The following is a 23136-nucleotide window of genomic DNA, read 5'->3' as shown; positions in this document are numbered from 1 at the left end:
CGGGTTAGAAAATGACTTTTGCCGGGTTGCCGAACACGGTGGCGCCCGGCGGCACGTCCTTGATCACCACCGCGCCTGCGCCCACCGTGGCGCCCTCGCCCACCTTGATGCCCGGCGTGATGGTGGCATGGGGATAGATGATCGCCTTGCTGCCGATCTGTGCCCCGCCGCCGAGGAACACCATGGCGCTGATCTGCGCATAATCGTCGATGCGCACGTCGTGGCTGACGATGCTGCCGCTGTGGATATTGGCGAAATTGCCGATGTGCACATCGGGGCTGACCTGCACGCGGTGCGAGAGGATGGCGCCCTGGCCTATCTGCACTCGCACGCTGATCCAGCCCAACGGTGCGTCATGCAATGTGAAGAACCTGCCGCCCTTTTCCAGGATGGGCTGCGCGAAGGACTGTCGTCCATTCGGCAGGCCGACCGCGCATACGAATAGTTCGTCGTCTTGCGGCAGGTGCGTCAGCGGGTCGCCTACGATGCCGACATCGCAACCGGTGCCGTCCAGCATATGCGGGCGAGTATCGAGGAAACCGGCAATGTCCCAGGCCGAGCCGCAATCCGTGTGGTCCCGCAGCAGGATCAACACTTCCCTGCCCCAGCCGCCTGCGCCAATGATGTAGAGCTTTTTCATGAAGCCAGTTCCGCACCTGCTCCGTTAACCGGCAAGCTGGTGCCCGTAATCCAGCGGCTGGCGTCGGAGAGCAGGAAAATGACGCCGTTGGCTACATCCGGCCAGAGCGCTTCATGGGCGGCAGGGGAAATCCCGTTGACGCGGATGCCATTGACTGCCTGCTCCAGGGCCAGGCACTTGATCAGGCCGGACAACGCCGCCTTGCTTGCCGCATAGGCGCCCTGCCCCTTGGCGCCTTGATGGGCGGCAGCGGAGAGCAGGAACACGATGGATGAATTGGGCGCCAGGCTTCCTGCCTGCAGCAATCGTTGCGTCAGCATGACGGGCCCGATAAGGTTGGATTGCAAAACTTGCATGAGGTCGGATTCGCTCAAGTCCGCTACCGGGCACTCAAGCTGTTGGTCCACGCAATGCACCAAGCCGTGAAGTTGCCGGCCTGGCTGGGCTGCGGACAAAATTTCGGCGCCACGCTGTGCGCACGTCTGTGTAATCGCATGTCCGACTCCCGATGTCATACCGGTCACCAGGATGGTTTTGCCCTGCAGCGAGAATGCCTTTGCCCGTGATGTCATGCGTGAATATCCAGCGGTATGCTCAATCCGCCGTCCACGAAAGCGTAGTGGCGGGAAATGTGCCGGCTGGCGTCCGAGAGGTAGAACACGGCGGCATGGGCCACGTCCTCCGGTTCGCCTATGCCGAGCGGGGTGCGGGCGATCAGCTCATCCATGTTGGCGCCTCCGTCTGCCAGGCCGTCCAGCATGGGGGTGCGTACATAGCCTGGCGCAATGCAGTTGGCGCGGATGCCTTGTTTCGCAGTTTCGATGGCCAATGTGCGCATCGCGCCCAGCAACGCGGATTTGCTGGCGGCATAGGCGCCCGTGGCAATGGCGCCGCTGTGGGAGGCCAGTGCCGAAATGAAGAGAATGGAACCGTGACGGCCGATGCGCCTCTTGGCAAGCAATGCCTTGGTCAACAGCAACGGGGCAAAGGTATTGCTGTCGAAGATGTCGGCCAGGTGGCTTTTATTGATGAGCCGGAAAGGCACCAGTTTGGAGATCCCTGCAGCATGCACGACGCCATCCAATACTCCGGCCTGCTCCGCGAGCAGGTCTATGCCTTCCTGCTGCGATATATCCGCAGGGATGGCGCTATGCCCTGTGCCCTGCAATGATGTCGCGGTCGCCTGTAGGCGTTCCGGGTTGCGTCCGCTGATGACCACTTTGGCGCCCATTTGCGAACAGGTGATGGCAATCTGCCTGCCGATGCCGGAAGATGCGCCGGTCACCAGCACGCGTTTGCCGGCTAGTGAGAATGGGTCCTGCACTGCGTTCATGAAATGATCAGTTCGGGGAATACGGCATTTTCCACGTCCACGATCGCGCCGCCCCAGGACAGGCCTACGCCAAAGCCGCAGAACAGCAGGCGTTTCTTGCCGGCGGCCAATGCATCGCGCAGGCGGGCGGTGACGGTGACAGGCAGCGAAGCGCCGCTGGTGTTGCCGAACTCGCGTAGGGTGGATGGGACTTTTTCTTCCGGCAGGCCCAGTTTCTTGCGGATGGTTTCATTGATCATGCGGTTGGCCTGGTGAAAGATGAAGTAGTCGATGTCATCCTTGGCAACGCCAGAGTATCCAAACAGGTTTTCCACCATCGGCGGTACGCGTTGCGTCGAGAAGCTGATCACCGCAGGGCCGTCGAGGATCAGGTCCAGGTCCGAGCGCCAGAAGCCGTCGTCTCCCTTGCGGGCGATGCCATGCTCGAGCTGGAACGGGTTTCTATGTCCACCGACCGGGACGATGATCGCCTTGTAACCGCTGCCGTCGCTGTTGAGGTCAAAGTACATGGGCGGCGCGCCTTCCTGGTATTCCAGGGCGGTGGCTGTGCCGGCGTCGGAAAACAGCGGGTCCTTTAGCGGGTCCTTGTGCTTATAGCTGGAACGGTCGCCAAGCAGCACCAATCCCTTCTTGATCGCGCCCGATGCGATCATGCTACCCAGGATCTGCAAGGCGAATGGATAGGCCGAGCAACCCAGGTTGACGTCGAATGCGATCGTGGAATGCGCCAGGCCCAGCCGGTCCTGCAGGATGATGGCGGTGGCCGGCACCAGGTAATCGGGGGACTGGGTGACGACGATCAATGCGCCTATCTCCTCGCGCGACCATTGCAGGTCGTTCAACAGCTTGTCCGCGGCATCGTATGCAAGGTCGGAGAAGCATTGCCAGTCCGGGCAGACGCGGCGGGTTTCTATGCCGATATTGCGTACCAGACGTTCACGCTCGGAGCGCAGGTGCGGCGGCACGTCATGCACATTGTGGACCACATGCTTGGGCACGCAGGTCGCCATGCCTGCGAAGCGTACATTGTTGAGCGTGGAGGTAGCCATAGCGATCTCAGGCGAGCAGTTGGTAAAGGTCTTGCACGGTAGAGGCTTGTTTCAGATGTTCGCCGGTGATGGTCTTGCCGTATTCCATGTCGAACATGACGATCACGCCCAGCGCGGCGAGCGAATCCCATTCCGGCAAGTCTGCAAGCCTGGTCTCGGGCTTGATTTCGACGGCTTCCTGGAAGTCGACGGCGGTAATGAATTTCTCAATGAAGGTTTCGATGTTGTCCATGATCGTTCTCACTAGGGTTGATGAGCTCTAAGCTTGATGAGTTAAAGTTAAGCTAGCTGTGGCCAGGCTGGCCGCCTCGGTGACGCGGGCAATGTCTTCACCGCTCAGGAACGGTGAAAACGGCAAGCCGATCAGGCCTGACGCCACGGCTTCCGCCACCGGAGTCGGCTGCTTGATGATGGGAGCCACTTTCGCGGCATGCTGGTGCAGGAGCGGCTGGTACCAACGCCGGGTGGCGATTTGCCGTTGCTGGCAGATTTTTTCCAGCCGGTCGCGCGCTTCCGCCGCCATGCGCAGGCAGAAAATCGTCGGCGCCGCCAACGGGATGCCTGCCTGCCATTGCAGCTGGTCGCCGCAGGCATTTTCCAATGCCTGGCGATAAGCGCGGTAAATATCCTGCCTGAGCAGTGCTTGCGTATCCCATTGGTCCAGGCTGGCATGGGCGACGGCGGCATGGTATTCGGACAGCTTGGCGTTGCTACCTACAAACGAGAGGTGTCCGACAGGGAAGCCGGCGTTCGAGTCAAGGTTGATGCCGAAATTGCTGAGCTGGCGGATATGGGCGTTGGTGACGCTGTTGCCGCTGATGACCAGCCCGCCCTCGCCTGCCGCGAGCGATTTGGTGGCATGCATGCTGTAGATGACCGGAATATCTGGCGCTTCCACCCACTGGCTGCCGAACGCGCCTGCGGCGTCGATTACGACATGGATGCCGGATTTTCGCTGGAAGTCGCTCCAGTGCTTGGTATCCTGGGGTTGGCCGAATGCCGCGACGGCCAGTACGGCTCGCGCGCCGGTCTGTATGGCGGCTTCTGTGGCGATTTCTGGCGTCAGCAGCCAGCTTTGCGCATCGATGTCCGCGATGACGGGAATATATCCTGCACGGATGATGGCGGTTAGCGAGGCGACGAAAGTCAGCGCCGGCACAATGACCTTGCTGCCAGCCGGCAGGTCTAGGCTGCTAAGCGCCAGCTCCAGCCCGAGCGTGGCACTGCTGGTGGTAGTGACATGCAGCGGATAGGCGCTGTGTTCTTCGAATATGCCGGCTAGCCGGGCTTCCAGCGCGTTGTTGAGCGGGCCAAAATTGGAGTAGTGTCGGTTCTGGTCCAGCTTGGCCAGGTATGGGGCTAGCGCATCCCGGTCAGGCAATAGCGGGGTCAATAGCGGGATGGCGGCATGCTGGCTCATATGGGTTGCCCTTGCCTTTGGTCATAGACGTCACGTAGTTGATGAAGGTCTTCCGAATACGGGGTGCCCACCCTGAGAAACTTGGGGCGTTCGAGCAGATAATTGAGCCAGAGCTGGCGATACGCGGTCTCCAGCTCGCGGCAGCGGCCGGCATAGTCCATGAGTGCGGATGCCTGCATCAATTGGCGCGCCCGGGCGCGTTGCTTGGCCAATAATTCAGGGTGGTCGAGCAAGTGCAGCACTTTGGCAATATATTCTTCCTCATCGCTCGCAACCCATTCGTGTAGCCCCAACCCTTTCAGCGTGGCGGCAGTGGAGGCGGACACCGCATCGGTGGCATCCATGGCGACGACAGGCAAGCCCATCCACAAGGTATGCAAGGTGGTGGTGCCCCCGGATACCGGGAAGCTGTCGAGCGCGACATCCACAATCTGGCCACGCGTCATGAATTCGGCCATGGGCACCATGGGCGAGACGATGATGCGCTCCAGCGGCAGTCCTAGCCTGATCAGCCTGGGTTCTATGGTGTTGACGGCATCTTCCACGCTTTGCTCTTGCACGTGGATGAGCAACTGCGCATCGGCACGGGCTTCGAGAATGCGTTTCCACACCAGCAGGGCGGCATCGGTGAGTTTGCGCGAGCTGTTGAGCGAGGCCAGCGTGGGCGGGTTGCCTTGCAGCATGGGCGGTGCCGCCTCCAGCGGTGCGTCGGCCGGCGGGATATAGCTGGCCATGCAGTTCAGGCGGAACAGCTTTTCCACGTAAAACTGTTCGTTGCCTGCCGGGTCCATGCCCCAGTCGGTGAGGCGGTAGTCCATGTCCTGCATGCCCAGTGTGCCGCCGACGTAACCCAGCCATGTGACCTGCACCGGGGCCGCGCGGCGGGCAAAGACGAATAGGCGGTGGCCCTGGGTATGGCCCGACAGGTCGACCAGGATATCGATCTTGTGTTTGCGGAGCAGGGCATGGAGCGCTTGGTCGTTGAGCCTGGAGACATCATGCCAGTGCGGCACCAGCTTTTTCAGCCTGTCCGTGACGGCATCTGGTTGGTTGCTGGTGGAATAGACGAAAACCTCTACCTGCTCTGGATCGTGGTGGGCGAACACCGGCTCCATGAAATAAGCCACCGCGTGGTCGCGCAAGTCGCCGGAGACATAACCGATACGCAACACACGATCGGGGGAACGATCATGGCTGAAAGCGGCGGGGTTCTTGCCCAGCGGATCGGCAAAGCGCCGACCCCATTCTTCATAGAGCTGGCGTTTGCGGGCCGGGTCGGGCTTGGCGAGTGAGTGGATATTGGCGCGATCCAGCGCATAGGTGTTGTTGTCCGGCTGCATTTCCGCCGCATGGTCGATGAAGGCGCGGGCTTCCTCGTGGCGGCCCAGGTAGAAATAAGCAATCGCGAGCCCGTAGACGGCTTCGATATTCTGCGGGTCCATGCCCAGCACGAATTCCATGGTTTCCGCGGCCTGCTGGTATTTCATGGTGCGCAGGAACAGGTTGCCGATCTTGAGCCAGGTCTTGAGTTGTCCGCTTCCGGCCTCGAGCGAGGCGGTGTATTTCGACAGGGCTTCCAGGTAGTTGTGCTCAGCCTCGGCAGCTAGGCCGGCCTTGAACAATGCCTGTGAATGTGCGGATGGCTGATATGACAATTTCTCTGCCTTGTCTTATTCTCGTAGTGTTCACCCTGTATAATCTGCCGAAGCCTATATGGCACGGCATGTCCAGTCAAGCAGGGCGGTTGCGGGCATTTGCCCATGTTCCTATCTTACTATCGGTTATTCGGCTGCAATGTTGAGAGCAGCAAGGTAAATGGCTTGTTGTTCAGGTGTTTCGTATATCATCCGCCCCCTGGTTTGCTAATTGTCCATGAACCTACGTAAAATGTCGCTCTATCGGCAGCACTGCCTGCCTGTCTCTAAACCGTTCATTTCACTTTGGATAATTTCATTAGGGTAGTATCAATTGATTCATCTGACCATCAACGGAAATCCACGACAGTTCGATGCTGAGCACTTGACGGTGGGAGAGCTGGTAGAAAAGCTGGGACTCACCGGAAAGCGCCTTGCCATCGAGCGCAACGGTGAGATCGTGCCGCGCGGCAGTTTTGCCGATGCGGTGCTCAACAGTGACGACAAACTTGAAATCGTGGGCGCGGTAGGAGGCGGTTGAATGGATACATTGAATATTGCGGGCAAGAGCTACAGCTCGCGCCTGTTGGTGGGTACGGGCAAATACAAGGATTTCGAGCAGACCAGGGCGGCCATCGATGCCAGCGGCGCCGAAATCATCACGGTGGCGATCCGCCGCACCAATATCGGCCAGAATGTGGGCGAGCCTTCATTGCTTGAATACCTGCCGCCGGAAGAATTCACCTACCTGCCGAACACTGCGGGCTGTTACAGCGCGGATGATGCCGTACGTACCTTGCGCCTCGCGCGCGAGCTGCTCGACGGCCACAAGCTGGTCAAGCTCGAAGTGCTGGGCGACCCCAATACCCTGTATCCGAACATGCTGGAAACCATCAAGGCGGCGGAAACGCTGATCAAGGACGGTTTCGACGTCATGGTCTACTGTTCGGACGACCCCATCATCGCCAAGCAGCTCGAAGACATGGGCTGTGCCGCGGTGATGCCGCTGGCGTCCTTGATCGGTTCCGGCATGGGCATATTGAACCCGTGGAACCTGCAGATCATCATCGAGAACGCCAAGATCCCGGTGCTGGTCGATGCCGGGGTGGGTACGGCCTCCGATGCCGCGATCGCGATGGAGCTGGGCTGCCAGGGCGTGCTCATGAACACCGCGATTGCCGCGGCGAAAGACCCGGTGCTGATGGCGGGCGCAATGAAGAAGGCGATAGAGGCGGGCCGCGAGGCTTTCCTGGCAGGCCGCATGCCGCGCAAGCTTTATTCCGCCTCGCCCAGCTCGCCAACCACCGGCCTGATTGGATAAGTCGGGCCAGGACAAGGAAGACAGATGACCAAGGACAAGCGCTATGCATTTTCAGTGAAGGTGGAGACAGCGTTTGTGCCTGACCAGTCCGACGTGGAGCAAAACCGCTACGTGTTCACCTATACGGTCCATATCGAGAATACCGGCAACGTGGCGGCGCAATTGATCAGCCGCCACTGGATCATCACCGATGCCGCCGGCAAGACGCAGGAGGTGCGCGGCCTGGGCGTGATCGGCCAGCAACCCCTGCTCCAGCCTGGCGAGCGCTTTCAATATACCAGCGGCACCATGCTGAACACGCCCGTGGGCGAGATGCGCGGCTTCTACCACATCACGGCAGAAGACGGCACGCAATTCGATAGCGAGATCGCGCCTTTCAAGCTCAACATGCCGCGCGTGCTGCACTGATCCATGGACATGCTTTTTTACAGCCTGCGCAAGCAGTCGTGGTTGTTATTGGCTTTGCTGTTGGCGGCGTGCGGCGGCCATCGCCATGTCAAGGTCGAGCAGCCCTGCCAGTGCCCGGAGTTGCCCGCCCCTTCCATCCCTGTTCCGGAACAGCCCAAGCAGCCTCCCGCCACTCAAGCGCCCGCGGCGAGCAAGATTCCTGATTACGGCTTGCTCAAGCCGGCCCATTGGCAGGATCTCGCCGGATTTGACCAGGCGCAGTTGGGCGCGGCCTGGCCCGCCTGGCTGCTGGGTTGCAGCACCCTGAAGAACCGCCAGCCGTGGCAGGCCGCATGCGAGGCCGCGGCGCATTTGCCGCAGCGCCCCGCCGATTCGCAGGTGTTGGCCTACTTCCAGCAGTATTTCAACGTCTACCAGGCCGCCACCCAGGACGGCGGCGATACCGGCCTGGTGACGGGCTATTACGAGCCCTTGCTCAAGGGCAGCCGGGTCAAGACGGCCCAGTACCGCTACCCATTGTACGGCCGTCCTGACGACCTCATTACCGTCGAATTGGCGAGCCTGTTCCCCGAACTTGCCAACAAGCGCGTGCGCGGACGTGTCGTCGGCAACAAACTGGTGCCCTACTTCACGCGCGCCGAAATCGAGAATGGCATGGCGCCGGTGGCGGGCCGTGAATTGCTTTGGGTCAACGATCCCGTGGAACTGTTCTTCCTGCAAGTGCAAGGCTCGGGGCTGGTCCAGCTTGACAATGGCGAGGCGGTGCATGTCGGCTATGCGGACCAGAACGGCATGAGCTACCAGTCGATCGGCCGCACCTTGGTCGAGCGCGGGGAGTTGACGCTGGACAAGGCCTCCATGCAGGGCATCAAGCAATGGGGACGCCAGAATCCCGCCAAACTGCAGGAATTGTTGAACACCAATCCCAGCTACGTCTTCTTCCGCGAGCTGCCTCCCAACCTGCCAGGGCCGCTCGGGGCGCTGGGCGTGCCTATCCTCGCGGAGCGGGTAATCGCGGTGGATCCCAAGTTCATTCCATTGGGTGCGCCGGTATTCCTCGCCACCACATACCCCAACAGCAGCGCGCCGCTCAACCGCCTGGTGCTGGCGCAGGATACTGGCGGGGCGATCAAGGGCGGGGTGCGCGCCGATTTCTTCTGGGGAGCGGGCGACGCAGCCGGTCAGCAGGCCGGCGCCATGAAGCAAGAGGGCCGCATGTGGGTGCTCCTGCCGAAAAATTTCCCGCTGCCGGTCGCAAAGTAGCGGTCATCTCCCAATAGCTACGTGCTGTTGTTTACGGTGGTGTGTGCTAGCCGTTCTTAATCCCAGACATAGGCATCCATCGCCAGGATGCCGAACGTATTTTCGGGTTGATACCGGATGGCTTTCCCGCTGGCGGCGCCTAAGGCGACAAATAGCGGCATGAGATGGTCTTCATGCGGATGGGCGCGTACGCCTCCGGGCGCTTGCCGGCGGTAGTCCAGCAGCGCCTCGGTGTCGCCCGCGGCAATCCTTTCCGCCATCCAGCCGCTGAAAGCGGGAACATAGTCGAGGACATGCGCATCGCGGTCTGCGCTGAAGAAATCATGCAGGTTGTGGGTAATGGCGCCCGAACATAGCAGCATGATGTTCTGTGCCTGCAATCCTGCCAATGCCTGGCCCAGCCGGTAATGCGCGCGCGGCCCGGCATGGCTTTGTATCGAGAGCTGGGCGACGGGGATGTCCGCCTCCGGATACATCAGCATCAGCGGCACCCAGGCGCCATGATCAAGCCCGCGTACCGTGTCTATTTGCACTGCGATGCCTTGGGCCGAAAGTCCTTCCGCGATCGCACGGGCCAGTTCCGGGGCGCCGGGCGCCGGATATTGCATCTCGTACATGGCGCGCGGAAACCCGCCGAAATCATGAATGGTCTCCGGACGCGCTGCCGCACTGATACGGGGCTGCTGGGTATCCCAGTGCGCCGAAACCGCCACGATGGCATCCGGGCGAGGCAATGATTTGCCCAGCTCTGCGAGCATTTCACCAGTTTTGCCAGGCTCAAGCACCAGGCTGGGGGCGCCATGCGAAATGAACAATGTGCTCATGGAGTGCTCCTGTTTTTGCTTGTATCCATTGCATCCGTCATGCCGAAGCATGATGAATGTTCTCGAGTTCTGCAGATATATTGAAAGCAGTCATAAAACTCAGCGCGGCGATCGGTTAGGCGTTCTGCCGCCGACAGTTCAAGTAGTACGGTCAGGCAGGGCAAGAACGCCAGGAGTGTTTGTTGGCCGCTGTTAACGGCGATACGCATCCAGGCTCAGGCCGCCTGCGCCATGGACGGCGATCTGCAGCAGGCCGCCCGCAATCGCCAGGTTCTTGAGGAACATGATGGTTTGGACCTGGTTATTCAAGTCGAAGTGGAACATGAACGCAGTGGCCAGCGTGAACAAGGCGATCAACAATGCCGAGATGCGTGCGCGATAACCGACCAGCAAGGCGGCAGCCAACCCCAGTTCGACCAGCAACGCGATGGCATAACCCAGTTCGGGCAAGGGCGCGCCCGTGCTGCCGATGAAGGCGATGGTGCCGGTTGGGTCGGCCAGCTTGCCGAATCCGCTGATGATGAAAATTGCGGCTAGCAGCGCGCGGCCGAGCAATGCGGTGATATTTGCGGCATTCATGATGTTTCCTTTTCGTTGATGTGAAGAATGAATGCATTGTATTTTGTGAACTAGGTATTGATAATCCGGTTTATAGTAGTAAGACTGTCTATATATAGTTGACAATATGAGCCAACTGGAACAAATGCGCATTTATGCTGAAGTGGTGAAGAGCGGGAATTTCACTGCGGCCGCCAGGCATCTGGGCATCAGCAAGCAACTGGTCAGCCGGCGCGTGATGGAGCTAGAGGAGCGCTTGGGTGCGCGCCTGCTGCAACGCACGACACGAAAGCTGTCGCCGACCGAGCTGGGCCGGATATTTTTCGCGCGGTGTCGGGAGATCCTGCAAGCGGTAGATGAAGCCGAGCAGGCAATATCCAGCAGTACAGGGGAGCTGCGCGGCCTGCTGCGCCTTTCTGCCCCGGTGTCCTTCGCCAGCATGGTGCTCTCGCCCGCGCTCAACCAGTTCATGCAACTGCATCCCAACCTGGAAGTGGCGCTGGATGTGGATAACCGCCTGGTGGACTTGGTCGGCGAGGGTTACGACATGGCGATCCGCATTACCAAGCAGCCGGACGAAGGCCTGGTCGCGCGCAAGCTGACGGATTCGGCCTTGGTCTATTGCTGCAGCCCGGGCTACCTGGCGCAATATGGAGCGCCGCAATCGCCGACGCAGCTGGGTCGGCACCGCTGCATCACGGCAAGAGCCGGGGAGTGGTTGTTCACCGATGGGGGCGAACCGCTCAAGCTGCAGGTGCATCCGGTATTGCGCTCCAACCACGGAGAGGTGATGTGCGAAGCGGCGATTGCCGGGCTGGGCATTGTCGGCCTGCCGGAGTTCTATGTGCGGGAGGCGCTCGGGAAGGGCGAGTTAGTGCAGATCCTGCAGGAGTATACCGCCGACATTGGTGCCGTCTATGCGCTGTATCCGCAGCATAGGCAAGCCTCGCTCATGGTACGTACTTTTGCTGATTTCTTGCAGGATTGGTTCAAGACGGAGTAGTCATAGTTGGCGTTGCAATCGCCGGAAAAACAAATGGGAGCGTAAGCTCCCATTCACTTGATGCACCTGGACAATCGATTAACGATTGCAAACGTACATTGTCACTTCAAAGCCGAAACGCATTTCGGTCACTTCTGGCTTGGTCCACATGATAAACCTCCTTAGTTGATGATTTCGGGGTTGTAACCGTTTTGCAAACTGCAGAACGTGGATCAAACTCTACGCCCCTCGAACAGGTTTGACATGCGTACCAGCCATTAAAACCAGCTCATGATTTTCATGAGCCTGCATGGGCTTGAGCTTATTTATGACGGTCTGCCGCGTCTTCCAGCTTTTCGCCGCCGCGCTGGATATCCTGGCCAGCGCCCTTCATGGTGTTACAGCCAGTCAGGACAATAAATCCACATAACATCAGGAACGCAGTCAGTTTCTTCATGGAACTCTCCTTCGCAAAATGATCGGGTGCAAGATCGGTGTCAGAGTGGCTAACAAAACCCTCCTGGCGTCGTTGCTCTGCCTAGCCGTACTTGCTGTGCTACCGGCGGCGGAGCGCCTGGCCAGGAACGCTGCGCTGAGTTTTGTTAGCCACTGTCAGCAATATAGTGGCTTTAGCTCAGCAGCAAATTCAGATGTCGGCTGAATGATGTGTAGGATAATTCCTACCTGGCTTCTTGGTGGATGCGTGACCAGGCGAGCCAGCCGATCGCAAGGAACACCAGCCCGCCTATGGTCACCGTAATCGGGACGACAGGCAGTTGCTGCTTGCTGAGCAGGATGTAGAGTCCCATCATCAAGAGCATGCTGATATTCTCGAACAGGTTCTGGATTGCGATGGCGTGGCCGGAGCCCACGGATTCGTGGCCTCTTTCCTGCAGCAATGCATTGAGCGGCACGGCGTAGAAACCGCCGAGAAAGCCGATCAGCAGCAGCCATGCAATCGCGGTGGCGATGTTGCCGCTGTAGGCAAACGCTATGATTGCCAACCCGATCAGGACGCCCGCGGGCAGGGCGCGGTTGACCGTGCGCAAGTCCACCCAGCGCGCAGCGGCGATTGCGCCTAGCGCAATGCCGATGGCGACGGCGCCGCTGAGGTTGGCCGGCGTGCTCAGGTCGTGGATGTTCAACGCGACCGGTACCCAGGCTACCAGCAGGAAGCGCAAGGTGCTGCCTGCCCCCCAGAAAATGCTGGTGCCGACGATGGAAAACTTTGCATCCCGGTCCTGCATCAAGGTGCGGGTCGCATGGAGAAAGTCCCGACACATGGCGAGCGGTGCGAAGTTGGTGAGGACGTGGGAGGGCGGCAGCCGGGGGATCAGCAGGTTGATGGCGGCGGCAAGCAGATAGGCCGTTGCGATGGCATACAACGCGCCGGCCAGCCAGTAGTCCGCGAGCCAGCCGCCTACCACTGCGCCCAGCAGGATGGCGACAATGGTGGAACCTTCCATGAGGCTGTTGGCCTTGACTAGTTTTTCCACTGCCACCAGTTCGCTCAGGATGCCGTACTTGGCGGGCGAATAGGCGGCCGCGCCGAGGCCGACCATGCCATAGGCGAGCAAGGGGTTGAGCCCCGCGAGCATGGCCGCGGCGCCGAGGAACTTCATGCTGTTGGCTATCAGCATCACGCGCCCCTTTGGCAATGTGTCGGCGAACGGCCCGGCAAAGGGCGCCAGGATGATATAGGCAATCACGAAGAATTCCTGCAATAGCGGAACCTGCCATGCCTGGGCGCTGCCGGCCTTGATCAGGGCGATCGCGGCAAACAGCAGCGCGTTGTCGGCCAATGCGGAGAGGAACTGGGCAAGCATGACGGCCAGCATGCCGCGGCTGAGCAGCGAGGTTTGCGGGATGGTCGGGTTGTGAGCTGTCATGGTTATCTTTCGTTTTCAGCCATTTGCTTGAGCGTGACATAGTCGGTCTTGCCGGTGCCGAGCAGCGGCAGCGCCTTGACGGCCACGATCCTGCGGGCAACCGCGAGTTCGGTGTTGCCGGTGTGGCGTGCGGCGTGCGCCAGGGCATCGCGGGCCAGCGCGGCATCCGTGGTATACAGCATGATATTCTCTCCGCGTTGTGTGTCACTTTGCGTAGTCGCGGCATGCTGGTGGTCGGGCGACGCGGCGTGGGCGATTTGCTCCACGGTTTCCAGCGAGACCATTTCACCAGCGACCTTGGCAAAGCGCTTCACCCGTCCCTGGATGGTGACAAAGCCGCGGGCATCCATGTCGACGATGTCGCCCGTGTCGTACCAGCCGTCCTGCGGCGGCTGCAACTTGCCGGGATTGTCGTAGAAATAGTACCCCAACATCACGTTGGGCCCCTTGACCTTGAGCAGGCCGCCGCCGTCGATGCCGGGCACCGGCTCCAGTTGATGGTCCAGGCTGGGCAGCAGCATGCCGACGCTGCCGGCCTGGTTCGCCATGGGGGTGTTCACCGCCAGCACAGGCGCGCACTCTGTTGCGCCATAGCCTTCAAGGATGCGGATGCCGAACTTGTCCATCCACAGCTTGCGGACTTCATTGCTGAGCTTTTCCGCTCCCGCCACGACGTAACGCATCTTGTAGAAGTCATATGGATGCGCGAACTTGGCATAGTTGCCGAGAAAGGTGCTGGTACCGAACAGTGCGGTACAGCCGCGGTCGTAGATCACTTCCGGGATGACGCGGTAGTGCAGCGGCGATGGGTAGATGAACACCTTGCTGCCGCATACCAACGGCATGATGCCGCCGCAGGTGAAGCCGAAGGCATGGAACAAGGGCAATGCCATCATGAACTTGTCGCGGTGCGAGAAATCGATCACGGCGCGGATCTGCGCAATGTTGGCGAGGATGCTGCGGTGGCTGTGCACCACGCCCTTGGGCTTGCCTTCGGAGCCTGACGTGAACAATACCACGGCAGGCGCGTCCGGGTTGCGTACGCGCACAATGCGCTTGGGAAAGCGTAACGCATACGCCATCAGCCATAGTTTGTCCGCAAGTCCAAACTCGCTGCGCATGTCTTCCAGGTACACCACGTCGATATGACTCAGCTTGGTGACGGCATCGACCAGCTTGGCGGTCTCGAGGAATTTGCGCGAGGTGATGACGGTCTTGATCCCGGCTGCAATACAGGCGTTCTGCATGCCGCTGGTGCCGGCCGTATAGTTGAGCATGGCGGGGATGCGGCCAAGAGCGCTCATGCCGAAGATCAGGCAAACCGTGTTGGTGACATTCGGCATCAGCACGCCGATGGTCTCCCCTTCGGCGCTGACCTTGCTGGCAATGCGGCCGAGTGCCAGGCTTTTCTTGAGCACAGTGCCATAGTCCTCCTCCACTTGCTGCATATCCTCCACCAGCTTGCGCTTGCGGCCATAAGTATCAATCGCGTTGAGAAGCGCGCCGTACAGGGTATCGGTGGGCTCGGAGGCAAACATCATGTGCTGCATGATGCCTTGCATCTGTTCGCCTGCCAGGCGGCGCCTCTGCTTGGCGCTGGGCGCGTCAGGCATCGGCAGGGCGGTAGGCGGCAGGATGGTAAGCGTGATCTTGGGCAGCAGTTGGCGCGGGAAGTCGCGCTCCAGGCGGCTGAACCAGCTTCTTGCCGCGCCGCGAATGCGTACCGGCAGGATAGTGGCGCCAGTCTTGGCGGCAACGAAGGCAGGCCCGTCATAGACCTTCATGAGGCTGCCGGTGAGCGTGATGCGGCCTTCGGGAAAGATCATCACCGATTCGCCGGCTTCCAGCAGACGGATGACTTTCTTCATCGCCAGCGGGCTGGCGGTATCGACGGCCAAATGGGGGACATGGCTCAGTATCCAGCGGAAGAACCAGTTGTCCAGCACCATGGTATGCACGACGAAGGTGGTGCGGATCGGCAGGAACAGGCCGAGCAGGAAACCATCGAGAAAGGAATCGTGGTTGCTGATGATGAGGAGCTTTTCGGGCGATGGGATGTATTCCTGCCCGAATACTTCAATGCGGAACAGCAGGCGGGTGATGGTCTTGGTCAATGACAGCAACATTGGGGAATCTCTTTCGTTAGATTTCTTGTTGGATGTAATGCAGCACGCTTTGCAGGGCGGTCTGCATGTAGTCTTTGTCTATGGAAAAAAGCACCTCTTTACCTACTTTTTCACTCTTTAATGCGCCTCCTTGCTGCAGTACCTTAAGATGATGGGTGATGGCTGTCCGGCTCAGGTCCGAGGCGCCGACGATCTGGCTGATGCTCAAGCGCTCGCCGGGTTCGAACGAAAGCAGGATGCGCTGGCGGTGCGCATCGCCAAGCGCGACGAATAGATCGGAAATGTCCTGCCATTCGGTTGGGATATTGACGGGTGTTTTCATAACTAAATAATTAGTTATGTAGTGATGATTGTCAATAAGTTTTTTTCAAAGATTGTTCGCGATTCGCTAATATGCTGGTGTAGCTCGCAGGACATGTTGGGATGCCTGTGGATGCTTGAGAATAATGAGAACCAACCCCTGGCGGTGTTAAGTGAGTGAAAAGCTTTTGATGCAGGTAAATGATACGGTAAGCCTTTGTGAAAAGATCACGGGTGATGGTTTCAGCTTTGTCCCGGGGCAACAAATAAAAGAATGGCTGCTGGCTTCCAATCCTGACGCGTTATTGGACTGGTATGCGTTCGATGCCAGCTGGGATGGGATGCCCCTGGACGAATACATGGCGGATGGCGGGCGCTACCGCCGCCGCCGCTTTGCCACGCTGAGCGCCGAAGCCGCAGGCCCTATCATGCTGGAGCCGCACCAGCCGCATTACCAGAGCCGGGAGTACAACTCGCTCAATGGCGGGATTGCGCGCATCTACGAACCCATACCCGCCGACCTGATCCATGGACAGACAATGCAGGGTATCCTGCAGCTCAGTCGCGACTTGTTCAGCCGCATGCGCCCGCAGGCGCGCTGGCATATCGAAGCGCATCAATTCCGCATAGAGGCCAACCAGCAGGAGCATGGCCAGCCTGCGCCCGAAGGCGTGCATCGCGACGGCGTGGACTATGTGCTGGTCATGATGGTCAAGCGCGTCAATATTTCCAGCGGCACCACGACCCTGCACAACCTGGATAAAGTCGTGCTGGACAGCTTCACCCTCACCAATCCGCTGGACTGGGCGCTGGTGGACGACCGGCGATGTATGCATGGCGTGACGCCGGTCGAGCAAATCGATTCTTCCATGGCGGCATATCGAGACGTCCTGGTGGTGACGTTTACTGATAAGAGCAGCTAACAACGCTCTTATCTGTCGTTGTCGTCCTGCCTTGCCGTGCTATTTTGTATTTCCCCGTTGCAGAGTGCCTGGCCAGGAGCGTTTCACTGAGTTTCGTTGGCGGCTCTAAGTCTTGAAAGGGATGTGTTCGTGTTCCTGTTGAACCTGATGGGTGCAGTATTGAGAGTATTTCGCTGAACGGCAGCAGTTTGCGCTGCCGTGGCGCAAGTGAAGGAATATGGACTGTTCAATTCATCATATTGTGATGCGTTTCTTGTTATTGAGCCTCCTGCTCGTGAGCGGGCAAGGCTTTGCCGAGCCTTTGGAAAAGGTCAGGCTGCAACTCAAGTGGTATCACCAGTTCCAGTTTGCCGGCTATTACGCGGCCCAGGCAAAAGGCTTTTACCGTGAGGAAGGCCTCGATGTCGAGATCGTGGAAGCGGACATGGCGCACTCTTCCATCGAGCGCGTTGTCTCCGGCACGGCGCAATACGGGGTCGGGGATGCCGAAATCGCCATCGCCCGCCTGCACGGCAAGCCGATCGTGGCCCTCGCCGCGATTTTCCAGCACCCGCCCCATGTACTGTTGAGCAAGAAGTCCAGCCATATCCGCAGCCCTGCGGACTTGGTCGGCAAGCGCATCATGCTGGCGAATACTGAATGGCGGGACGCCCAGCACCGGGCGTTGCTGCGCAAGCATGGCATTGACATGCAGGAAATCACCATCCTGCCTCAAAGCGGCAAGCTGGAGGATTTGCTGGAGGACAAGGTGGACGCCATCTCCGCTTATGCCACCGTCGAGCCCTTGCGCATGGCGGAGCTAGGCGTCGAAACCTCGATGCTGATGGCGATGGATTTCGGCGTCGATTTCTATGGCGACACCCTGTTTACCACCGAGTCCGAGCGCAACGCGCATCCGGACCGGGTGGAGGCCTTTCTGCGCGCGAGTCTGAAGGGCTGGAAATATGCGCTGGCCAATCCGCATGAAATCGCGCAGCTGATCGTGCACATGCCCTCCGCCAGGAAACCGGCCCCCAGCTTGAAACAGCTGATGTACGAAGCCAGGGAGATGGAGCGCTTTATTCTGCCGGATGTGGTTGAGCTGGGGCGCATGACGCGTGCGCGCTGGGAATTCATTGCCCGCATGTTTGTCGATCTCGGCCTGGTCGAGCCCGGTTATTCCCTCAATGGATTCCTCTTGAAAGAGGAGGAAGACACCACGCATCTGGTCAAGTGGTTCGCGGGTGCCGCGTTGCTGGTGGGTTTGATCGCGGGCCTGGTATTGCTTTGGAACCTGCAGATGCGCAGAAAGGTGCGGGAGCGTACAGAGGCATTGCATGCGGAAATCCACCAGCGGCAGTTGGTCGAGATGGAGCTGGAATCCAGCCAGGAACAGGTCAGGCTGACTTTTCATAGCGCCTCGGCAGGGATCGCCATGATTTCCATCAAGGGGCGGTTCTTGCTGGTGAACCCGGCTTTCTGCGATATCGTGGGGTATTCCGAAGAGGAGTTGAAGGATCTGTACTGTCACAACCTCGATTACGGCCAGGATAACCTGGAGGTGCGGAAAAACCGGCAGCGCCTGTTGGACGGCAAGATCGATTCCTCGGTCGTGGAAAAGCGCTACCGGACGAAATCCGGCCGGCCTATCTGGGTGCGCATCAGTGCGACTCTGGTCAAGAACCCGGACGGCAGTCCGCGCAACCTGATCAAGGTAGTGGAAAACATCGAGCAGCAAAAGCGCCAGGAAAGCCTGCAGGTCGAGCAGCGGCACCTCCTGGAGCGCATGCCGCCGGCGCCGTCCTCGACGACGTGCTGCTGGCAACCGTGGCGTTGCTGGAGGAGCAATATCCGGACGTGCTGTGCTCAATCATGTTGCTGGACCAGCCGAATACGTTCGGCAGAAGCATCGCGCTGCGCTTGCCGAAACGCTATCTGGACAAGCTCAAGGGCTTGCAGATCGGGCCTTCGGTCGGCTCTTGCGGTACGGCGGCGTACGAGCGCCGCACTGTGGTGGTGGCGGACGTTCAGCAGGACCCGTTGTGGACGGATTACCGCGACCTCGCCAATCGCTACGGGCTGAGGGCGTGTTGGTCGATGCCGATCTTGTCGAGCAACCAACAGGTGCTGGGCACATTCGCCGTGTATGGCCGCGAGGTGCGCGTGCCCGAACAGCGTGAAATGGAATTGGTGAGCGCATGCTCGCATATCGTCGGCATCGCGATCGAGCGCCACCACTCCGAAGAGCAGCTCAAGCTGCTCGAAACCAGCATTGCCCGGCTCAACGACATCGTGCTGATCGCCGAGGCCGATCCGGAAGGCATCCAAAGCCCGCGCCTCATTTTCGTCAATAAGGCGTTCGAGCGGCTGACCGGCTATACGGCCGAGGAGGTGCTGGGCAAGGACCCCGGCCTGCTCGACGGACCAAGCACGCAGATGGATGAAATGCGCCGGGTGAAGGCCTTGCTCAAGCAGGGCGAGTCCGTGCGCACCGAACTGATCAATTACAGGAAGAACGGCGATGAGATCTGGCTGGAAATGGATATCCTGCCGATAGCGAACAACGCCGGGGTGTTCACGCACTGGGTTGCGGTCGAGCGCGACATTACCGAGCGCAAGGCGGCAGAGAGCAGGATCCAGCATCTGGCGTTCTACGATATGCTGACCAACCTGCCGAACCGGCTGCTGTTGCTGGACCGGCTCGAGCAGGCATTGCTCAACAGCATGCGGCTCAAGCGCTCCGGCGCCCTGCTGTTTCTGGACCTGGACAATTTCAAGACGCTCAACGACACCCACGGCCACGATTTCGGCGACATGCTGCTGGAGCAGGTGGCGCAACGCCTGCTCGGCAGCGTGCGCATTACCGATACCGTGGCGCGCCTGGGCGGGGACGAGTTCGTGGTAGTGCTGGAGAACCTGAGCGAGCAGAGCGGCGACGCGGCGCAGGAGGCCAGCCTTGTCGCCGACAAGATTCTTCTGGCGTTGAGCCAGCCGTTCGGATTGTCGGGATATGAGCATTATTCATCATGCAGCATCGGGGTGGCCCTGTTCTGCCCCGAGCAGCAAGTCACCGTGGACGAGTTGTTGAAGCGGGCCGACCTCGCCATGTACGAGGCAAAAGCCGCCGGGCGCAATACTTTCCGCTTCTTCGACCCGGCAATGCAGGCATTGATCACCAAGCGTGCCGCCATGGAAGAAGACCTGCGCCAAGCCTTGCGGCGCGATGAAATGCGCTTGTACTACCAGCCGCAGGTGGACAATCACGGCAAGCTGCTGGGCGCGGAGGCGTTGATACGCTGGGAGCACCCGCAACAGGGCTTGCTATCACCGGCAGCGTTCATCGAGCTCGCCGAGGAAACCGGCCTGATCCTGCCGGTCGGGGAATGGGTGCTCAAGACGGCATGCCTGCAACTGGTGGCATGGGCGGAACGACCGGAAACCGCAAGCTTGGGCTTGTCGGTCAATGTGAGCGCACGCCAACTGCACCAGCATGACTTTATCGACCGCGTGTTTGCCATCCTCAAGGAGACGGGGGCCAATCCGCAATTCCTCAAGCTGGAGCTCACGGAAAGCACCCTGGTGGAAAATATCGAGGACATGATCGTCAAGATGAATACCCTCAAGGCGATGGGGGTGGGCTTTTCCATGGACGATTTTGGTACTGGCTATTCTTCATTGGCCTACCTCAAGCGCTTGCCTTTGTCTCAACTCAAGATCGACCGTTCATTCGTGCGCGATGTACTGATCGATAGCAACGACGCCTCCATCGTGCAAACCATCATCGCCCTCGGCCAGGGGCTGGGGATCGAAGTGGTGGCGGAAGGCGTGGAAAGCCGCGAGCAGCAGCTATTCCTCGAGGAGCACGGCTGCCTGGAATACCAGGGCTATCTTTTCGGCAAGCCGCAACCGGTCGACCAGCTTGAGCGCGAGTTCGGCCTGGCTAAAAATTGACATCAGGCTAGTTTTTGGGAACTATTCCTCTGGATGTGTGCAATTTTTCACATATCTTCCGTATTCACATGAGGAGAAAGTGCCATGAAAAAAATACTATGTTCGGGTGTCGCCATGCTTGTGCTTGCCGGATCGGCATGGAGCGTGCAGGCGGCGGAAGAAGAGTTCTACGGCGTGCTTGAAAGCCGTCCGCAAACGGCGGAAGGCACCTGGGTGGTATCTGGGCGCAAGCTGGAAGTGACCAAGAAGACCGAACTTGAGGAAAAGCATGGCCCGCTGGTCGTCGGCGCCTGTGTAGAGGTTGAAATCGAGGACGGGCTGGTGGAGGAAATCGAAACCAAGAAGAAGGAAAAGTGTGCCAAGTAATGCAGCCTTGCCATAAGGTCGCTCGAGGCGCCAGTCATCAAGTCTTCCTGCGTTAAGAGCCGTTACAAAACTCCTTCTGACGTTGTTGCTCTGCATTGCCGTTTAGTTCGCTGAGTTTGTTAGCGGCTCTTTGAACAGATTATTAACCCCAGAATGCGCTTGATGACTGCCCGGACCTGGTTTAGCTCTATCTTTATCCGGGCGGTTCCCTCCATGCCCTGGCCGCATCCGCAGAATGCCGGGGTGAAAATCTGCTTGATCCATATATTGAATCCTCCTGATTAGCGCTATGCTAATCGCCATGGCTGCATGGGGCAGCCTGACGGCCGTCTCGGCCTACTTCACTATTTGTCTGAAGATTGAGCAATCATGCAAGAATCCGCTTCTGCCATTGAGATTGCGCGCCAAACCCTGATACAGCTTTCTTCGCGCAAGATACCGCCCACACCGGACAATTTCCGTATCGTCTATGACGAAATTGCTGGTGTGAAATCCATGGATAGCGCTGCCGAGCTTGCCAATGCCCTGGATGAGGTGCTGCTCGTCGCCAGCGTGCAAAGCCCGAAATACCTGGCTGCGGCGCAGGCGATCAAGCAGTCGGTGGATGCCCGCAACTGGTCCCGCTTCAAGGAGCAGCTAGGCAACCTGCTGCCGCAGGCGGCGGCAAAGGACGATGTCACCTGGCCTGCGGCATTGCGGCATTTGCTCAAGCAGCTGGAAGCCAGCCACAGAGGCGTCACCCTCAGCCGCAAGCGCGAGGGCTTGCAGCGCTTGCTGAACAATTTCGAGCAGGATCCTGCATTGCCGCAGAAAATCCATGCATTGGCGAGCTCATGGGGGGCAGGCATCAGCGAGGACCTAGTGGACGGCACCCAGCAGGAGGGGGCTGGGCCCACGGAACCATCCCCGGTGCCGGTTAGCGGCGAGCAGGAGTCGGCACGCACCTATTATGCAAGGATCGCCGACCATTGGCGCAATATGCTGATGCGCACGATCAACCTGATCGTGATCCCCCAATTGGCGGCCTGGCCTGAAATGGCGAAGAAGGCGGAAGCCCTGCTCGAGGACATCCGCCTCGCCTATGCGGAAAACGACGTGCTGAAACAGGCGGAAAGCCTGAAATCCGTCCTGTTCACGCTGGAAATGCATGGCGACACCCAGCAGCGCACCCATGAGGGGCTGCTGCAATTGCTGCGCCTGGTGGTCACCAGCATGAACGAGCTGGTGATGGAGGATAAATGGCTGCATGGGCAGACCATGATCGTGCAGGAGCTGCTGCAAAAGCCGTTGTCGCTGGATATGCTCTACGATGCGGAAAGCAGCCTCAAGGAGCTGATCTTCAAGCAGGGACAGCTCAAGCCCCGCTTGCTGGATGCCAGGGACTCCATGAAGAAAATGGCGGAAGTCTTTGTCGGCCGCCTGGCGGACCTGGCGGACAGCACCAACGAATACCAGGGGAAAATCGACAGCTACAAGCAGAAAATCACCGCGGCTGAAGATATTGTCGAGCTGAACGCATTGATCGACCGCATGCTGGAAGACACGCGCAGCATCAGCTTCAATATCCGCCAGTCGCGCGAAATATTGACGGAAACCCAGCAGCGCGTGGTCGAGTCCGAGCGGCTGGTGCAGGAGCTGACTGCCAAGCTGGAGCACGTGAACGAAGTCGCGCATGAGGATTTCCTCACAGGCACGCTGAACCGGCGCGGCATGGAGCAGGCGCTGGAGCGCGAGTTCGACCGGGCGAACCGCCATGCCACGCGATTGAGCCTGGCCATGATGGATATCGACCATTTCAAGCGGCTCAACGACAAGCTCGGCCATGCGACGGGCGACAAGGCCCTGGTGCATTTGTCCAAGGTGATCAAAGAATCGTTACGCAGCACCGATGTGCTCGCCCGTTATGGCGGAGAGGAGTTCATCATCATCCTGCCGGGCACGGGAGAGTCCGAGGCCGTGGAGATCATGAAGCGCGCGCAGCGCGACCTCACGCGCAATTTCTTCATGCATGACAATGAGCGCGTCTTGATCACTTTCAGCGCCGGCGTCGCGGAACGCGAGCAGGACGAGCCCGCCCAGTCGTTGCTACCGCGGGCAGACAGGGCCCTTTATCGCGCCAAGCAGGCGGGCCGCAATCTGGTGGCAGGCGCCGCCGATATCGCCAAATGAT

Annotated in this window: 23 protein-coding genes and 1 pseudogene; 10 read left to right on the top strand and 14 right to left on the bottom strand. The window is 59.5% G+C overall.

The genetic code is table 11. The features are described 5' to 3' along the window. Nucleotides 1–4 precede the first annotated feature (4 nt). Genes ACW4YW_RS06510 through ACW4YW_RS06480 form a run of 7 tightly spaced genes read right to left on the bottom strand, consistent with a single transcriptional unit; the run spans nt 5 to nt 6097 of the window. Nucleotides 5–640: an acetyltransferase gene (locus ACW4YW_RS06510; RefSeq protein WP_457136833.1), complete on the bottom strand. Its 636-nt coding sequence runs from the start codon at nt 638–640 to the stop codon at nt 5–7. Continuing rightward, the gene (locus tag ACW4YW_RS06505; protein WP_457136832.1) at nt 637–1212 is read right to left on the bottom strand and encodes an SDR family NAD(P)-dependent oxidoreductase; all 576 of its coding nucleotides are present in this window, start codon (nt 1210–1212) and stop codon (nt 637–639) included. Before ACW4YW_RS06505 ends, ACW4YW_RS06510 begins: the two co-directional genes overlap by 4 nt. Next, the gene (locus ACW4YW_RS06500) at nt 1209–1973 is read right to left on the bottom strand and encodes an SDR family NAD(P)-dependent oxidoreductase (RefSeq protein WP_457136831.1); all 765 of its coding nucleotides are present in this window, start codon (nt 1971–1973) and stop codon (nt 1209–1211) included. Before ACW4YW_RS06500 ends, ACW4YW_RS06505 begins: the two co-directional genes overlap by 4 nt. Beyond that, entirely contained in the window at nt 1970–3022 is a 1053-nt protein-coding gene (locus ACW4YW_RS06495; protein ID WP_457136830.1) for a ketoacyl-ACP synthase III, read from the bottom strand. Before ACW4YW_RS06495 ends, ACW4YW_RS06500 begins: the two co-directional genes overlap by 4 nt. 7 nt (nt 3023–3029) lie before the next feature. Continuing rightward, nucleotides 3030–3254 (bottom strand): acyl carrier protein, encoded by a 225-nt coding sequence (locus ACW4YW_RS06490; RefSeq protein WP_457136829.1) that lies wholly within the window; start codon nt 3252–3254, stop codon nt 3030–3032. 27 nt (nt 3255–3281) lie between these two features. After that, nucleotides 3282–4442, bottom strand: coding sequence for a DegT/DnrJ/EryC1/StrS family aminotransferase (locus ACW4YW_RS06485; protein ID WP_457136828.1), 1161 nt, complete (start codon nt 4440–4442; stop codon nt 3282–3284). Beyond that, the gene (locus ACW4YW_RS06480) at nt 4439–6097 is read right to left on the bottom strand and encodes an O-linked N-acetylglucosamine transferase, SPINDLY family protein (protein WP_457136827.1); all 1659 of its coding nucleotides are present in this window, start codon (nt 6095–6097) and stop codon (nt 4439–4441) included. The genes ACW4YW_RS06485 and ACW4YW_RS06480 overlap by 4 nt, the downstream gene beginning before the upstream one ends. A 313-nt stretch (nt 6098–6410) precedes the next feature. On the opposite strand from ACW4YW_RS06480, the gene thiS reads away from it, so the two are divergent. Genes thiS through mltA form a run of 4 tightly spaced genes read left to right on the top strand, consistent with a single transcriptional unit; the run spans nt 6411 to nt 9068 of the window. Then, nucleotides 6411–6617: a sulfur carrier protein ThiS gene (gene thiS / locus ACW4YW_RS06475; RefSeq protein WP_457136826.1), complete on the top strand. Its 207-nt coding sequence runs from the start codon at nt 6411–6413 to the stop codon at nt 6615–6617. Beyond that, nucleotides 6618–7397, top strand: a complete 780-nt coding sequence (locus ACW4YW_RS06470; protein WP_457136825.1) for a thiazole synthase — start codon at nt 6618–6620, stop codon at nt 7395–7397. 24 nt (nt 7398–7421) lie between these two features. Beyond that, on the top strand, nt 7422–7805 hold the full coding sequence (gene apaG, locus ACW4YW_RS06465) for a Co2+/Mg2+ efflux protein ApaG (RefSeq protein WP_309565886.1): 384 nt from the start codon (nt 7422–7424) through the stop codon (nt 7803–7805). Between the two features lie 3 nt (nt 7806–7808). After that, the gene (mltA, locus tag ACW4YW_RS06460; RefSeq protein WP_457136824.1) at nt 7809–9068 is read left to right on the top strand and encodes a murein transglycosylase A; all 1260 of its coding nucleotides are present in this window, start codon (nt 7809–7811) and stop codon (nt 9066–9068) included. Nucleotides 9069–9124: 56 nt separating this feature from the next. Here the strand turns inward: mltA and ACW4YW_RS06455 are convergent, their stop codons facing one another. After that, nucleotides 9125–9892 (bottom strand): DODA-type extradiol aromatic ring-opening family dioxygenase, encoded by a 768-nt coding sequence (locus ACW4YW_RS06455; RefSeq protein ID WP_457136823.1) that lies wholly within the window; start codon nt 9890–9892, stop codon nt 9125–9127. Between the two features lie 192 nt (nt 9893–10084). After that, nucleotides 10085–10471 (bottom strand): DoxX family protein, encoded by a 387-nt coding sequence (locus tag ACW4YW_RS06450; RefSeq protein WP_457136822.1) that lies wholly within the window; start codon nt 10469–10471, stop codon nt 10085–10087. Between the two features lie 124 nt (nt 10472–10595). Here ACW4YW_RS06450 and ACW4YW_RS06445 point away from each other — a divergent pair, with 124 nt between their 5' ends. Next, nucleotides 10596–11453 carry a LysR family transcriptional regulator gene (locus ACW4YW_RS06445; RefSeq protein ID WP_457136821.1) on the top strand — a complete coding sequence of 286 codons (858 nt, stop codon included), beginning with the start codon at nt 10596–10598 and terminating at the stop codon, nt 11451–11453. Between the two features lie 78 nt (nt 11454–11531). On the opposite strand, the gene pqqA is transcribed toward ACW4YW_RS06445, so the two are convergent. The 5 genes from pqqA to ACW4YW_RS06420 all read right to left on the bottom strand — a co-directional run bounded on the left by pqqA (nt 11532) and on the right by ACW4YW_RS06420 (nt 15769). Beyond that, nucleotides 11532–11603, bottom strand: a complete 72-nt coding sequence (pqqA, locus tag ACW4YW_RS06440) for a pyrroloquinoline quinone precursor peptide PqqA (protein WP_081774944.1) — start codon at nt 11601–11603, stop codon at nt 11532–11534. A gap of 151 nt (nt 11604–11754) precedes the next feature. After that, entirely contained in the window at nt 11755–11889 is a 135-nt protein-coding gene (locus ACW4YW_RS06435; RefSeq protein ID WP_457136820.1) for an entericidin A/B family lipoprotein, read from the bottom strand. 223 nt (nt 11890–12112) lie between these two features. Next, nucleotides 12113–13321, bottom strand: a complete 1209-nt coding sequence (gene lplT, locus ACW4YW_RS06430) for a lysophospholipid transporter LplT (protein ID WP_457136819.1) — start codon at nt 13319–13321, stop codon at nt 12113–12115. Nucleotides 13322–13323: 2 nt separating this feature from the next. Continuing rightward, nucleotides 13324–15447, bottom strand: coding sequence for a bifunctional acyl-ACP--phospholipid O-acyltransferase/long-chain-fatty-acid--ACP ligase (gene aas, locus ACW4YW_RS06425; protein ID WP_457136818.1), 2124 nt, complete (start codon nt 15445–15447; stop codon nt 13324–13326). A gap of 16 nt (nt 15448–15463) precedes the next feature. After that, on the bottom strand, nt 15464–15769 hold the full coding sequence (locus ACW4YW_RS06420) for an ArsR/SmtB family transcription factor (protein ID WP_457136817.1): 306 nt from the start codon (nt 15767–15769) through the stop codon (nt 15464–15466). Nucleotides 15770–15920: 151 nt separating this feature from the next. On the opposite strand from ACW4YW_RS06420, the gene ACW4YW_RS06415 reads away from it, so the two are divergent. The 5 genes and pseudogenes from ACW4YW_RS06415 to ACW4YW_RS06395 all read left to right on the top strand — a co-directional run bounded on the left by ACW4YW_RS06415 (nt 15921) and on the right by ACW4YW_RS06395 (nt 23135). Continuing rightward, a complete protein-coding gene (locus ACW4YW_RS06415) occupies nt 15921–16670 on the top strand; it encodes a 2OG-Fe dioxygenase family protein (protein WP_457136816.1) in 750 nt (249 codons plus the stop codon). 217 nt (nt 16671–16887) lie between these two features. Beyond that, nucleotides 16888–18387, top strand: a pseudogene (locus ACW4YW_RS06410) (ABC transporter substrate-binding protein); the annotation flags it as partial. A 74-nt stretch (nt 18388–18461) separates the two neighbouring features. Continuing rightward, nucleotides 18462–20600 carry an EAL domain-containing protein gene (locus ACW4YW_RS06405; RefSeq protein ID WP_457136815.1) on the top strand — a complete coding sequence of 713 codons (2139 nt, stop codon included), beginning with the start codon at nt 18462–18464 and terminating at the stop codon, nt 20598–20600. A gap of 84 nt (nt 20601–20684) precedes the next feature. After that, nucleotides 20685–20966 (top strand): DUF5666 domain-containing protein, encoded by a 282-nt coding sequence (locus tag ACW4YW_RS06400; RefSeq protein ID WP_457136814.1) that lies wholly within the window; start codon nt 20685–20687, stop codon nt 20964–20966. Nucleotides 20967–21335: 369 nt separating this feature from the next. After that, nucleotides 21336–23135, top strand: coding sequence for a GGDEF domain-containing protein (locus tag ACW4YW_RS06395; protein WP_457136813.1), 1800 nt, complete (start codon nt 21336–21338; stop codon nt 23133–23135). Nucleotide 23136: the final 1 nt, after the last annotated feature.

The organism is Methylobacillus pratensis (genome assembly GCF_054072455.1).
Note: the sequence above shows the minus strand (reverse complement) of the source record. Positions and strands in the feature narration are given on the sequence as shown.